General features: G+C 43.3%; 13 protein-coding genes. 6 read left to right on the plus strand and 7 right to left on the minus strand.

Annotated elements, in window-relative coordinates; all coding sequences use genetic code 11:
- Positions 1 to 224: 224 nt before the first annotated feature.
- Both gyrB and ACWATR_RS15560 read left to right on the plus strand, forming a co-directional pair.
- Positions 225 to 2,162, plus strand: a complete 1,938-nt coding sequence (gyrB, locus tag ACWATR_RS15555) for a DNA topoisomerase (ATP-hydrolyzing) subunit B (protein WP_460333959.1) — start codon at positions 225 to 227, stop codon at positions 2,160 to 2,162.
- A 572-nt stretch (positions 2,163 to 2,734) separates the two neighbouring features.
- On the plus strand, positions 2,735 to 3,382 hold the full coding sequence (locus tag ACWATR_RS15560) for a fasciclin domain-containing protein (protein ID WP_460333962.1): 648 nt from the start codon (positions 2,735 to 2,737) through the stop codon (positions 3,380 to 3,382).
- A 461-nt stretch (positions 3,383 to 3,843) separates the two neighbouring features.
- On the opposite strand, the gene ACWATR_RS15565 is transcribed toward ACWATR_RS15560, so the two are convergent.
- Positions 3,844 to 4,026, minus strand: a complete 183-nt coding sequence (locus tag ACWATR_RS15565) for a hypothetical protein (protein WP_460333965.1) — start codon at positions 4,024 to 4,026, stop codon at positions 3,844 to 3,846.
- Between the two features lie 752 nt (positions 4,027 to 4,778).
- A complete protein-coding gene (locus tag ACWATR_RS15570) occupies positions 4,779 to 4,907 on the minus strand; it encodes a hypothetical protein (RefSeq protein ID WP_460333968.1) in 129 nt (42 codons plus the stop codon).
- 12 nt (positions 4,908 to 4,919) lie between these two features.
- Between ACWATR_RS15570 and rpoD the strand changes: the two genes are divergently transcribed.
- A complete protein-coding gene (gene rpoD / locus ACWATR_RS15575; protein ID WP_069073375.1) occupies positions 4,920 to 6,089 on the plus strand; it encodes an RNA polymerase sigma factor RpoD in 1,170 nt (389 codons plus the stop codon).
- Between the two features lie 146 nt (positions 6,090 to 6,235).
- Here the strand turns inward: rpoD and ACWATR_RS15580 are convergent, their stop codons facing one another.
- From ACWATR_RS15580 to gyrA, 4 genes are all read right to left on the minus strand, one after another.
- Positions 6,236 to 6,421: a chlorophyll a/b-binding protein gene (locus ACWATR_RS15580; protein ID WP_069073374.1), complete on the minus strand. Its 186-nt coding sequence runs from the start codon at positions 6,419 to 6,421 to the stop codon at positions 6,236 to 6,238.
- Positions 6,422 to 6,732: 311 nt separating this feature from the next.
- Positions 6,733 to 7,137: a GNAT family N-acetyltransferase gene (locus ACWATR_RS15585; RefSeq protein ID WP_460333972.1), complete on the minus strand. Its 405-nt coding sequence runs from the start codon at positions 7,135 to 7,137 to the stop codon at positions 6,733 to 6,735.
- Positions 7,138 to 7,227: 90 nt separating this feature from the next.
- Positions 7,228 to 7,380 (minus strand): hypothetical protein, encoded by a 153-nt coding sequence (locus ACWATR_RS15590; RefSeq protein WP_460333974.1) that lies wholly within the window; start codon positions 7,378 to 7,380, stop codon positions 7,228 to 7,230.
- A gap of 9 nt (positions 7,381 to 7,389) precedes the next feature.
- Positions 7,390 to 9,921 carry a DNA gyrase subunit A gene (gene gyrA, locus ACWATR_RS15595; RefSeq protein WP_460333977.1) on the minus strand — a complete coding sequence of 844 codons (2,532 nt, stop codon included), beginning with the start codon at positions 9,919 to 9,921 and terminating at the stop codon, positions 7,390 to 7,392.
- 283 nt (positions 9,922 to 10,204) lie between these two features.
- Here gyrA and ACWATR_RS15600 point away from each other — a divergent pair, with 283 nt between their 5' ends.
- Positions 10,205 to 10,603 (plus strand): response regulator, encoded by a 399-nt coding sequence (locus ACWATR_RS15600; RefSeq protein ID WP_069073372.1) that lies wholly within the window; start codon positions 10,205 to 10,207, stop codon positions 10,601 to 10,603.
- Positions 10,604 to 10,837: 234 nt separating this feature from the next.
- On the opposite strand, the gene ACWATR_RS15605 is transcribed toward ACWATR_RS15600, so the two are convergent.
- Positions 10,838 to 11,722 carry a tetratricopeptide repeat protein gene (locus ACWATR_RS15605; protein WP_460333980.1) on the minus strand — a complete coding sequence of 295 codons (885 nt, stop codon included), beginning with the start codon at positions 11,720 to 11,722 and terminating at the stop codon, positions 10,838 to 10,840.
- 441 nt (positions 11,723 to 12,163) lie between these two features.
- On the opposite strand from ACWATR_RS15605, the gene ACWATR_RS15610 reads away from it, so the two are divergent.
- A complete protein-coding gene (locus ACWATR_RS15610) occupies positions 12,164 to 12,775 on the plus strand; it encodes a hypothetical protein (RefSeq protein ID WP_460333983.1) in 612 nt (203 codons plus the stop codon).
- A 101-nt stretch (positions 12,776 to 12,876) separates the two neighbouring features.
- Complete coding sequence (locus ACWATR_RS15615; RefSeq protein WP_460333986.1) at positions 12,877 to 14,451, plus strand: efflux RND transporter periplasmic adaptor subunit; 1,575 nt, start codon at positions 12,877 to 12,879, stop codon at positions 14,449 to 14,451.
- Positions 14,452 to 14,470: the final 19 nt, after the last annotated feature.

Consider the following 14,470-nt stretch of genomic DNA (forward strand, 5'->3'; position numbering starts at 1 on the left):
ATAAGGAATAAAATTGTTCAATAATTCCCTCATCTCCCCCTGCTTCCCCTGCTCCCCTGCCCCTCTGCCCCTCTGCCCCTCTTCCACGGTAGTGCAACCCCAGTATAAACTTCTCTTGAAAATGCCCTACAGACGCCAGCAAGGCTTTTGTGTTACAATTTTGGAGTGTTTTTACTTTTGTTTGCCTTTTGGCGAGTTCAACCCCACGCATCAGGAGAGTTTACATGACGAGCAGTTACAGTGCCGATCAGATTCAAGTTCTGGAAGGTCTGGAAGCCGTCCGCAAAAGACCAGGAATGTACATCGGTACCACTGGGCCGCGAGGACTCCACCATTTAGTTTACGAGGTGGTGGACAATTCAATCGATGAGGCTTTGGCGGGTCATTGCACTCATATAGAGGTGGATATCAACGCTGATGGTTCGGTGACTGTAACAGATGATGGTCGCGGTATTCCCGTCGATACTCACTCGCGCACCGGAAAATCGGCTTTGGAAACCGTGATGACGGTACTGCACGCAGGTGGTAAGTTTGGCGGCGGTGGCTACAAAGTTTCTGGAGGATTACATGGGGTTGGTATTTCTGTTGTTAATGCCTTATCTGAAGTTGTAGAAGTTACCGTTTGGCGAGATAAAAAAGTTCATCTTCAGCGCTATGAACGCGGTATCCCAGTTACTGAACTGCAAACCAAACCTTACAAAGAAGCTAGAACCGGAACTTCTGTCACCTTTAAGCCAGATACCCAAATCTTTACTACTAGCATTGAGTTTGATTACATCACTTTATCAGGTCGCCTACGGGAATTGGCGTATCTGAATGCGGGTGTCAAAATTACCTTTACTGACAACCGTCTAGAACTACTAAAAAGCGATACACCGAAAGTAGAATCCTACAATTATAAGGGTGGTATTAAAGAATATATCGCTTACATGAACCGCGAGAAGCAGCCACTGCATGAAGAAATTATCTATGTGCAGGGGGAACGCAACAATGTACAAGTGGAAGTTTCACTGCAATGGTGTACTGATGCTTACACAGATAATGTGCTAGGTTTTGCTAACAATATTCGCACCGTAGATGGTGGTACGCACTTAGAAGGGTTAAAAGCGGTTCTGACTCGGACATTAAATGCGATCGCTCGCAAGCGCAATAAAATTAAAGATAATGAACCTAACCTCAGTGGCGAACACGTCCGCGAAGGTCTGACAGCCGTAATTTCCGTTAAAGTCCCCGACCCAGAATTTGAAGGACAAACCAAAACTAAACTTGGTAATACCGAAGTACGGGGAATTGTCGATTCTTTAGTGGGAGAAGTCCTCACTGAGTATCTAGAGTTTCATCCTGCCATAGCCGACTCAATTTTAGATAAAGCTATCCAAGCTTTCAAAGCCGCCGAAGCAGCACGTCATGCACGAGAGTTAGTCCGACGCAAATCTGTGTTGGAATCTTCGCCATTACCTGGTAAATTAGCCGATTGTAGTTCTCGCGACCCCAGCGAATCTGAGATATTCATCGTGGAAGGAGACTCAGCAGGTGGGAGTGCAAAACAAGGACGCGATCGCCGCACTCAAGCAATCTTGCCTCTACGTGGTAAAATTCTTAACATTGAAAAAACCGATGACGCTAAAATTTATAAAAATAACGAAGTTCAATCGTTAATTACAGCACTTGGTTTAGGTGTCAAAGGTGATGAATTCGATTCGACTCAACTACGTTATCACCGCATAGTCATTATGACGGATGCTGACGTAGATGGAGCGCACATTCGGACTTTGCTGTTAACATTCTTCTATCGATATCAACGGGCACTCATCGAACAAGGCTTTATTTATATTGCTTGTCCCCCACTGTTTAAAGTAGAACGGGGACGTAATCATGAGTATTGCTATAGCGATCGCGAAAAAAATCAAGCGATCGCCAAATTTCCGGCTAACGCCAACTATACCATCCAACGCTTCAAAGGTTTGGGTGAAATGATGCCACAACAACTCTGGGACACCACAATGAACCCAGAAACCCGCAAAATGAAGCAAGTCGAAATTGAGGACGCTGCTGAAGCTGATCGCATCTTCACAATTTTAATGGGCGATCGGGTCGCACCCAGACGAGAATTCATCGAAACCTATGGCTCTAAACTCAACTTCACCGATCTAGATATCTAAATATCTAAATATCAGTAGTCCTAAATCATTCGTAAAAAACAAGATCCCCGATTTCTTTGAGAAATCGGGGATCTTTGGCTTTGAAGTCTTGATTAACATTCCCAGAACAAACCTTTGCTAAAGATTTTATATCCCAATATGGTTTAGTTAACGTGAGTTCGATGAACCTCTCCCTCCCAGCCTCCCTCTGGGAAACGGAAAGAGGGAGGAGCAACGAAAAATTCAGCTTTTTGCTCCCCTCTCCGACACGGAGAGGGGTTGGGGGAGAGGTCAAATAAGACTTGTCGAACTCACGTTTTAGTTAAGGAGTAAGTGTACAAAATTTTGGGTTTTCGAGACGCGATAAATCGCCGTCAAGACAAGTGTTTTGGTCTTATCTGAACTGTATTGCTTTATATCCAAATCTACTATAAAAACTACCTCTTTTGGCTGATGACAAGCTAGGAAATATATAAATCATTTATATTAATATTTTTCATACCACAAACTATGTCGTTAGATGAGTGACTATATCCATAAATTCATTAACTATTGTTAATGATCCCCTATCTAACAGGATTCTACACAAAGCTATGAAAGCGAGCAAAGGCATAGTAGAAAAAGCATTGTTCAATATTATTGGCATAGGTAGCTTGGTTGCTCTGTCTGCCTGCGCTCAACCTGTCACAGAAACTCCCACTGCAACTGTCCCTCCCGTTGACCAAACTCCCATAACAACTGTTCCTCCCGTTACACCAACTCCTACTACCACCACTGCCAACCAAAATTTAGCAGAACTGGCAACATCCGCAGCTAGCCAAGGACAGTTTAAAACTCTCATCCAAGCAGTGCAAGCTGCTGGCTTAACTGAACAATTGTCTACACCAGGCCCTTACACAGTATTTGCACCGACTGACGCCGCTTTCTCTGCTTTACCGAAAGCTACTCTAGACCAACTCTTGCAGCCAGCAAACAAACAACAATTAGTCAGGCTTCTGGCCTACCATGTCATTCCTGGGGGAACTACCTCCCAGCAATTGACATCTGGACAAGTTAAAACAGTTGAGGGTAGTACCGTGAAAGTAACGGTTGATCGTGCTAGCAACTCAATTACAGTCAACAACGCTAAAGTGACTCAGCCAGATATCCCAGCTAGCAACGGCATCGTTCATGTAGTTGACCAGGTACTTCTCCCACCTAATTTTGCTGCAAGTCTAAATACAACTCCAACACCACGGTAGTTTCGCAAAGCTTATAATTTCCAGTTTTCGTTAGGAGTAAGTTTGAAAGCCATCCTGATTTTCAACTAGACGCTAATAATCAATTAAAAATTTAGGTTGACTTGTCACACAAGTGGTAAGTCAGCACTACATAATAACAAAAATTCTAAATTTCTCAGTTAGTCAATAACCATATAATTTGCTTCTTGTCAATATTTTCTAAACAATCACTGTTCGAGTGTGAGCAAAACTACCAATTGTATTGGAAATTTAGCCAAGATAATACTCTTTGCTCTAACTCCCCGATTAATTTCGTCCACCAGCTAGAAACACATTTGTTATCCTCTAAGAAAATAACTGAATATCATCTATCAAACAGCAATTAATAAGTATTTTGAGGATTTATCACCATAAGATGACAGAAACTCACTGAAATAAAAGTATTTAAATTTACAATTAAGTTACGCAAAACGACACTGTAACTAAATTATCAGGCAATCTTCTGGGTTCTCTGTGTTCAAGTTGATGGCTAGTGGAAGCACACACCATAAAGCTGAAAACTTGTTAATATCTTCATGTGGTGCTGTGGCGATCGCTATTGTATCGTATGTATCTAATGTACTTTTGCCTAAGATTAGGACTATATTGGCTAATTCACAGGACAAATTGTTTTTGAATTGATTAAAATATCCTTGTATACAATAAGAAGAGTTTGTCAAGTTTCATAGGGCTGAAATCGCCACAGTGCGCTAACGTGTGAATAAGACCGAATTAGTTAAACCTAAATTGATCTCCTATCGGTCGATTCTGCCACTACCTCAACTCCTCAGTTAAGGTAATGAGTAAGTAGAAGGTTAACTGGTTTAAGGCAAGCACCACCACACTTGTTGTATTTACCCAACGACAAGAACCCCTTTAGTCTAAGGAATGCGTAATTTATGAAGGAAATGTAAAAATGGGTAGGTTAAGACGAATAGTCTGAGTTAACATAAAATGCACTCTTCCTCAGTAATTAATGTTGTGTAAAATACATGAAATTCGGCAAAAGCAAGCGTACTTACTTCGTAATGTAATAAGAGCGTCACTGTAATTCCGAAAAGTGGAGAAAAAATTTCAGGGTATAAATCCCATTTTTAATGTCTTTTTGGTGAACGTGGCTAAGAGTTGCTTAATGAATTCATGATTAATACACAAAAAGAGTGCAATTTCTGTGAAACAGGCTACAATCGGAAGAGTCTTTATAGGAAAATCTGCCAACAGTATGAACTCATTTGTATAGAGTGGCAAATTTTTTGACAAGGGCGAGTATTTTTTTTAACCAGTTAGTTGAAAGCAGTATGTGATAGCAACACATATAACATTTACGAAAGTGAGCAAATCACCTTTAGTAGTTGCTTGAACTAAAGTAAAACCCCTCCTAACGGAGGTGTAAAATGCCCGAAAATATCTCTGGCAAATCTGCCAAAAAGCTTATTTTCGGTTGATAACTAGCTCGTTTATAAAGAGCAGTAAACACATCTTGAGTAATTGATTCTGCAAGGAGCATGAGGAACGCGGCATGAACCAGGCTAACAACGTACTCGAAAGCATATATCAGCCTGACCTAGAAATAATAAATCAGCCTGAGCTCGAGTTAGAAGAACTCTTAATAGACGATGAAGAGGACTTGCTGATCATCGATGAAGGTGACGAGGAATTTTTAGAGCCTCAGTCTGATGAGGACGACGCAAAGTCTGGAAAAGCCGCTAAATCGCGTCGTCGGACACAAAGCAAGAAAAAGCACTATACCGAAGATTCAATTCGGCTTTACTTGCAAGAAATTGGTAGAATTCGTCTGTTGCGGGCAGACGAAGAAATTGAATTGGCGCGGAAAATAGCCGATTTGCTGGAATTAGAGAGAGTCCGCGAAAGACTCTGTGAGCAATTAGATCGCGATCCTCGAGATAGTGAATGGGCAGAAGCAGTACAACTGCCACTACCAGCCTTTCGTTATCGCCTCCATGTTGGTCGTCGGGCGAAAGACAAGATGGTGCAATCTAACCTCCGTCTTGTAGTTTCAATTGCTAAAAAGTACATGAATCGTGGTTTGTCGTTCCAGGACTTAATTCAGGAAGGCAGTCTCGGTTTGATTCGTGCCGCTGAAAAGTTTGACCACGAAAAAGGTTATAAGTTCTCCACCTATGCTACATGGTGGATTCGTCAAGCAATTACCCGTGCGATCGCAGATCAATCTCGCACAATTCGCCTTCCAGTTCATCTTTACGAAACCATCTCTCGGATTAAGAAAACTACCAAGTTACTGTCTCAAGAGATGGGTCGCAAGCCAACTGAAGAAGAAATCGCGACTCGCATGGAAATGACCATTGAGAAGTTGCGGTTCATTGCTAAATCTGCCCAGTTACCTATCTCACTAGAAACGCCTATTGGTAAAGAAGAAGATTCTCGATTGGGCGATTTTATTGAATCCGATGGTGAAACGCCAGAAGACCAAGTTTCCAAAAATCTTCTACGCGAAGACCTCGAAAAAGTCCTTGACAGTCTCAGCCCACGTGAACGTGACGTTCTCAGACTACGTTACGGCTTGGATGATGGTCGGATGAAAACCCTTGAGGAAATTGGACAGATTTTCAACGTTACCCGCGAACGGATTCGTCAAATTGAGGCAAAAGCACTCCGCAAATTACGCCATCCAAATCGTAACAGCGTTCTCAAAGAATATATTCGGTAGTTATTGTCATTGGTCATTAGTCATTGGTCATTAGTAAATAAACGAAGGACAAATGACAACTGACTAATAACAAAAAAAATAAAAAACCTGGTAGTGAATTGGCACTCCAGGTTTTTTTATTTATAGGTCATCTTGGTTATTAAAACTTACAGGATGCCCCAAAAGTGTAGGAAGCCCTGACCAGAAAAAACTTCAACCAAAATGGCTGCTGAAAAACCAATCATTGCCAAACGACCGTTCCAAATTTCTGCTTGTGGGGTAAAGCCCCAACGCCAAGCGTTGCGATCTTCAATTACAGGAGTAGTTACTTTTGTGGTGCTTGCATTTGTCATTGTCTGAACTCCAAATTTAATTCTTAAGGTTTATTACCTTATGTAAACTAATATAACAAATATTTTGAGAAGGGCAACATTTTTTATACTTTTGTTTCCATACCGTGACATAAATAGAGATAGCCATTTATACAGATTTAAGCATCTGTCTTCAGTGGGATTTACTGAGGTAAAAGAAATGTTATCTAGAATTTTACCGTTATAAACAATATTACATTGTTGATATTAATTATCAAATAATTTATTTAAATTGCTTGATTTACAATAGAGTTTGTTATTTTAAGATAATAAATTATTGATATATTAAGTCATTACCAGATAATTTCCATTTCTTTTGAAGTCGAGACAAAACCAAGCTTCTCATAGATACGTTTACCATCTTCAGTGGTGTGAAGCCAGAGGCGTTTTGCCTCAGTTGCTCTCACAAAGCTGATAATTTCCTTTAACAAGGCTGTTGCAATTCCCTGTCCTCGCCACATCGGAATTGTATAAACGTTCATAACGTAGGCTTCTAAGCCAGAGAAATTCCCGTTGTAAGGGGGTCGTTGAAAAAATACCAAGCCGCTAGTGGCAACAATTTGACTATCCACTTCAGCTACCCAAGCTAAAAACTCACCCAGCGGCATTTTTTTGCCAAGATATTTGCGAGTTGCTTCTGCTAGGTTTGCAGTGTCAGAGTCACCTTTAACGAACTTTGGGGGTTTAGTCCCCAGCAAGACAGGCAGCCCGTTTTGGGTCGGGGTCTAAATGCCCGTCCCACAACGTAATTGCATTAGCGAGTCCGCGTACCCTTGCAGGAAAGTAAGCTACGCTTTTAGCGTTTCGTAGAGAGCGTCATTGCGAATTGCGAATTGCGAATTGCGAATTGTTTTAATATCGCCAGCCTCCCGCAGGAGTTCGAGACGCAGTCGGATCAGCGCCTCTAAATCCTGCAAGTTGGCTTGTCGGAAGTTGAACATCACCCTAGTTTACGATCGCACTTCAGCCACAGTGATGATTTTTTCATCGCGGTTGAGTTGGAGGATACTTTCACCTTTGACATCTCTACCTAAGAGCGGCACTGTTTCCACAGGTATCCGCACAACCCGCTCCTTATTCGTCACTAAGGCTACCTCGCCAGATGCGTTGGCGTAGCCCGGCGAAGGCATCGCTATGACCATACCAGCTAAGTTGTCAGTTTTGCTAGCAAATTTCAGCGCTTGCGTGCCCAAATCGCCGCGATTAGCCGCTCTTAGCTGACTCGCAGCCATCCGCTTGGCATATCCTTCTTGAGTAACTAGCAGTAATTGGTCATCTTTACCGACAGTGACACAGCCAACCATTTGCTGATTTTTCAATAACCGAAATGCTTGTAAACCCATCGCTGTGCGTCCCATGATCGGTAATTGTTCATCATTGGCTGCAAAGCGTAACATTCGCCCACCTGAACTAGCTAAAATTAGATGTGCCCCTGGAGCGGTGAACTGGGTAAATGACAATTCATCATCGTCTTTGAGCTTCAAAATCGTGATTCCGCGCCGAGTTAAATTAGTAAATTCTCCCAGAGACAGACGTTTAATTCTTCCCTGTTTTGTTAAAAGAATCATCTGCCTAGTTTCAAGATTTTCCGGCAGCAAAAAGCGGCTGACCACATCTTCTTGAGCGCTTTGAGCAGTACTACTGAGCATAGTAATCAAAGGTTTTCCCCGTGGAGAACGTCCAGTAGTAGGGGGAATTTCTCCCACATTTACCGGATAGACTTTGCCGCTACCAGTTAGTATCAGCAAGTCTTTGCTCGTGTCGGTCAACACAGTTTGGATAATGAAGTCATTATCGTGCAGACCATTTTCAGCTTTTGACTTTCTCCCAGATGGCTGAGTGCGGCGCACATAACCCCGTTGGGTAAATTCTAAAATCGCTTCTTCTACTGGTTCCGAAGATTGAAGTTCCTCCTCCTCTGCCCCTCTGCTCCTCTGCCCCTCTGCCCCTCTGCCCTTCTGCTCCTCTGCCCTAGACTTCTGCTCCTCTCCGATTTTTGTCCGCCGGGGATCGTTGTACTTGCGCTTGAGCGATCGCAAATCTTTTTTCAGCGCCTTTAATAATTCGCGGCGATCGTTCAGCAATTGCTCCAACAAGCTAATTTGTTCACTGATCTGCTCAAATTCCTGCTGCAAATTTTGCTGTTCTAAACTGGTGAGGCGGCGCAACGGCATAGCCAGAATTGCATCTCCTTGTACCTCACTCAAATCCAGTTGGCTACAAAGATTAATTTTTGCCGTACTACCATCAGGAGCTTGGCGCAAAATTTGAATTACCTCATCCAAATTAGACAGCGCTTTCAGCAAACCTTCCACCAAATGCACACGACTTTGGGCCTTACCCAACTCGTAATTGTAGCGACGGTTCAGTGTCTCTTCTCGGAATTTCAAAAACTCCTGCAACAGTTGGCGCAAACTTAATTGCCGGGGTTGTCCATCTACTATTGCTAGGAGAATAGCCCCAAAAGTCATTTGTAAAGCAGTTTGGTGATACAAATGCTGGAGAACTTCTTGGGGATTGGTATCGCGTTTAAGTTCAATTACCACCCGCATTCCTTCGCGATCGCTCTCATCCCGGAGATCAGAAATTCCTTGCAAACGTCCTTGATTTACTAAGTCCGCTACCTTCTCAATCCAGGCAGCCTTATTCACTTGATAAGGCAATTCTGTAATGATAATTGCCGTCCGGCGCTTGCTTCCCCGACTGGCTGGAATTTCCTCTAGAGTCGCGACTCCCCGTAGCAAAATTCCACCTTTACCTGTGGTGTATGCTTCCCGAATTCCCGTCTCACCAATTATTTCTCCACCAGTGGGAAAATCTGGCCCTGGAATTAACTCAAATAATTTTTCATCTGGCAATTCTGGGTTGTCGATTAAGGCAATTAATCCATCGACAACTTCCCCCAAATTGTGGGGTGGTACATTCGTTGCCATTCCTACGGCAATACCAGAACAGCCATTGAGCAACAGAAACGGCAACTGAGCAGGTAAAACCGTTGGTTCTTGTTGGGAATTATCGAAGTTCCCGACAAATTCCACAGTTTCTTCGCCAATTTCTGTCAGCATTCCCTCATGACTGATCGGTGCGAGGCGCGTTTCTGTGTAGCGCATCGCCGCTGGCGGGTCATTATCGACACTGCCAAAGTTACCGTGTCCTGCCAGTAAAGGATAGCGGCTAGAAAAATCCTGTACCAGCCTCACTAAGGCATCGTAAACTGATTGGTCGCCGTGGGGATGGTATTTACCCAACACATCACCCACTACACGGGCACATTTTCGATAGGGTCTATCTGGTACTAAACCAAGTTCGTGCATTGCATACAGAATGCGGCGATGCACTGGTTTTAAGCCATCACGCACGTCTGGTAGCGCTCGCCCGACAATCACGCTCATGGCATATTCTAGATAAGACCGTTGCATCTCGGTGTGCAGGGCTGTTGGAATTACCTGTCCCGTTGAGAGAAGGTTTAACTGTTTTGCCATGAGTTTTTTCCCTGAAATTTAACTACACAAAAGCCGATGGAACTCAACACTGCGGCAACCACAGCATAACGGATCAAATAGGATTCATAACAAAATTTTGATAGTCGCAGAAGAAAAAGCAGTAGTATCATCCTTGATGGCGAGGATGCAATTGACTATTAAAAAGGATGCACACGAGTATAATCTACATAAACTTAGTAGCCATCATACTTACAATGATTGCATTTCTTAATTTTGAATTCTGGAATTCTTTAATCTCCTCACCTCTATAACTAAAATTCTCATGAAAACTGTTTTAATTGTCGAAGATGATCTAATTAATGCTCGTGTTTTTTCCAAAATTTTGTCCAAGCGTGGCGGCTTGGGTGTAAAACACACTGAAAATGTCGAAGAAGTTATAAAAATTGCCCAATCAGGAGAAGCCGACCTGATTTTGATGGATGTTTCTCTGTCCAGAAGTGTTTACCAAGGCAAATCTGTTGATGGAATCAAGATTACACAAATGTTGAAATCTGATCCGAAAACAGCAAACTTGCCTGTAATTTTAGTGACAGCACATGCTATGGAAGGCGATCGCGAGAACTTTCTCAAGCAAAGCGGTGCTGACGGCTACATTTCTAAGCCAGTTGTTGACCATCAACAGTTTGTTGACCAAATCATTGCACTTCTACCGACAGACTAACACTGGGAATTAACGACTTAATTTTAGGAATACTTGCCCGCCAATATTTTTGGGCAACTATTTCCCGTATTTAGTTAGTATATATGTACTACGAAAAGGTACTGTTAGGCAAGTGGGGAATGGGGAATGGGGAATGGGGAGAATAAAAAATTACCTCTTTGCCCCCTGCTCCCTTGCTCCCCTGCTCCTCTGCTCCTCTGCTCCTCTGCTCCTCTTCTCCTCTTCTCCCCACTCCTATTGAGTAGGCTGTTGACCTGGGGTTGATGATGATGCTGGTTGCTGTAGGGCTGCTTGAATACGGGGTAATTCTAGGAATTTTTTCGTATCAGACAGTAAGCGATCGCCCCAGAGATTTTCTTTGAGGAAATCCAAATTAGCATAGCGCGAATCGATCCGGAGCGCAGTTTCTCCCAAGGTTAATCCTTGTTGACGGTCGCCTTTAGTATAGAGTGCCACTGCCAAGGCCAATAAAGGTTCTGCGGCTTGTTTGTCAATGGTGACAGCAGATTGCCATTGCTTAATCGCTCCGGGGATATCACCCTGTTCGTAGTTGATTAAGCCAATATTGTTGAGCGCTGGCCAGAATTTTTTATCTTTAGAAACTGCTGTATTGTACTGCGTGATCGCATCAGGCAATCGACCCAGCATAAAGTAAGCATTACCCAAATTAAACAAACCCTCTGGATCATTGGGTTTTAACTTCAAACCCTCTTGGTAATTGACAAGAGCTGCTTGGTAATTTTTCTGCTGAAAATTAGCTGAACCCAAAGCAAACAAAATATCACCATTTTTGGGGTTGATAGATTGCGCTTTTTTTAGGCTAGCGATCGCTGCGTCAAACTCTTTAGTTTGCAGTTGCAATCCACCTAACAGCAACCATACCTTATCATTCCCAGGAGCCAGTTGACTAGCCAGCCGCGCTCGTGGCAAAGCTAATTCAACCTGTTGAAACTGAGCTAGTTGAGCCGCCTCTTGCGCCAAGCTCAAACCCTGCTTTTCTAACTTTGTTGCATCCAGTTGCAGTGTATGGGGTATTAATGCCTGCGCGTTAGCGGCTTTTGGCATACTCCACAAACTACAAACCATTAGAAGAGAAATCAAACTAACATGTTTAGGCACATTACCGCCTTTAAGCCACTAATCAAAGAATCTTTCAGCTAGCTTAAACGATCTCCGCTCTTGACGGCAGTAAAATCTTACAAACAAAGGCAGGAGGGAGGAGGCAGAAGTATTAACAGAAACTTTAGTTGACTTAAAAGCGTGGTTCCTCCTCCTTCCTGAAGTTATTAGTTCTTGACATCCCTATAACAAAAACAATTTATACCCAGTCCCCAATCCCCATTAAAAAAACTGATGACTTTCGTCATACCTCAGCCTGGAATTACTAGTGACTTTCGTCATACATAGGTTTGGACTTTTTGATCGATAATTATAATGTATGAATTTATACGATGAGGTAAATATTAAACACTTTGATGTTCAAACAAAAGCAACTGTCTAAGATTGCTGAATTCAAACCTCAGCAGAATAGAAGTTTAATGCCAATTAGGAGTTAATTCCATGTTGAAACCAAACCGTGTATCGATAGTTTTAGCTACTGCTGCTTTGATCATTGTTCCCACTCTGTTGACTGCGCCTGCAAATGCCCAGACGAAAGTCTATGTTGTTAGCGATCGCAATCAAAATTGGGATCGCGACGGCAGAAGCAACTCTAGAGAAGTCAGAAACTCCAGAGACAGGGGTAATTGGAACCGTAACGGCAGACCCTATCCTGTAGAAGTCAGAAACTCTAGAGATAGGGACAATTGGAACCGTAATGGCAGACCCTATCCTGTAGAAGTCAGAAACTCTAGAGATAGGGACAATTGGAACCGTGACGGCAGACCCTATCCTGGAGAAGTTAGAAACTCTAGAGACAGGGACAATTGGAATCGTAACAACCAACCTTATAGCAGAGTAGTCAGACTTGGTAATGGTGATATCAGATATCCCAATGGGCAAATTATTCCTGCTAGATCCATAGTCAGACTGCGTAATCAAGGTTATTACAGACTTCCCAACGGAGATATTCTTCTTCCTAATCAGGAAGTTGTTCCATCTAGAAGATTAGTGAGAGTCCGTGATAATTTCTTCAGACTTCCTAGTGGATTGGTACTGCAAATAAACCTTTAAAACACTAAAAACTCAAAATCATTGTCAGTATAGGGCTACCAGGCTATAGTTTTAGCCGTGAATAACAAGCTCGGTAGCCGTTCTTTATAGAAAAAGTGGATATGAAAATTGATACATCAAACACAGTAGATTCCCCATCATCAGTTTTGGTTCCAGAGGTAAAGAAAAAAAAGGGCAGACGTAACTGGCTCTCTTGGCTAATTGCTCTTTGCCTTTTGGGGGGAATTGGCTATGCAGTTTATTACCAAGTAGCAGTTGTTTCCCGCCAAGAAGCCAGTCGTCGGGTGCTGACAAGACCTGTACAAAGGCGGAGTTTAACAATGACAGTTTCAGCGAACGGAACGGTGAAGCCTGAGCGGTCAATTAACCTCAGCCCGAAAAATTCCGGTATCTTGAAAACACTGCTGGCGAAGGAAGGCGATCTCGTCAAACAAGGACAGATTGTTGCTTACATGGATGATTCTAACCTGCGGGGGCAACTCACCTCTGCTCAAGGACAGTTGGCACAAGCCGAGGCAAATTTGCAAAAAGCGATCGCAGGTAATCGCCCTCAAGATATTGCTCAAGCCCAAGGAGTATTAGACGAAGCCCAGGCAAATCTGCAAAAGGTACAAGCAGGTAATCGCTCTCAAGATATAGCTCAAGCACAGGCACGCTTGCAAAGCGCTCAAGCCTCCCTTCGCCAAGCAGAAGATGATTTGGTTCGTAATCAACAACTTTACAATGCAGGCGGTATTTCCCTTCAGACTCTTAACCAAAACCGTTCCAATCGCGACAGCGCTCAAGCTCAAGTAAATGAAGCACAACAAGCACTGGGGTTGCAAAAAGCCGGGTCACGTCCAGAAGACATCGAGCAAGCCCGAGCTGTGGTGAAGCAGAGACAGCAAGCTTTGGCACTTGTGAAAGCCGGAACGCGCCAAGAAGATATTGACGCAGCCCGCGCCCAGGTAACATCAGCTCGTGGTTCGCTGCAAAACATCCAAGCTCAAATTAATGACACGATTATTCGCGCCCCTTTTGATGGTGTGGTGACAAAGAAGTTTGCTGATCCCGGCGCATTCGTGACACCCACAACTGCTAGTAGTGAAGTAGCTTCTTCCTCTTCTTCTTCAATCTTGTCTCTCGCTTCAACAAATGAGATTGTCGCAAGTTTAGCGGAAACAAATATTTCTAAAATCAGCCTTGGTCAAAAAGTCTCGATTCAAGCAGATGCCTATCCAGGAAAAACTTTTGAAGGTAAAGTCAGCCAAATTGCCGCCCAAGCGATAGTGGCGCAAAACGTCACCAGTTTTGAAGTGAGAGTATCGCTTTCAGACCCAGAAAGGCTACTGCGGTCTGGAATGAATGTCGAAGTAGATTTTCAAGTCGGTCAAGTTGAAAATGCTTTAGTAGTGCCAACAGCCTCAGTGGTGCGCCAACAAAATGCCACAGGTGTGTTTGTGGCTGGAGCAGATAACAAACCTGTGTTTACTCCCATCGAGACTGGCGTCACTGCCAACAACTTTACCGAAGTTAAGTCTGGATTGACAGGAAACGAAAGAGTATTACTCAGTTTCCCACCAGGATCACGTCCGCAATCAACACCACGAGGCGGAGTTTTTCCTGGTCTAGGCGGAGGTGGTGGTAGTGGTGGAAGAGGAGGCGGTGGCGGCGGAAGAGGAGGCGGTCGTTCTTAAAGTTAGTTGTACATAAAAC

This window comes from Nostoc sp. UIC 10890 (assembly GCF_054786515.1).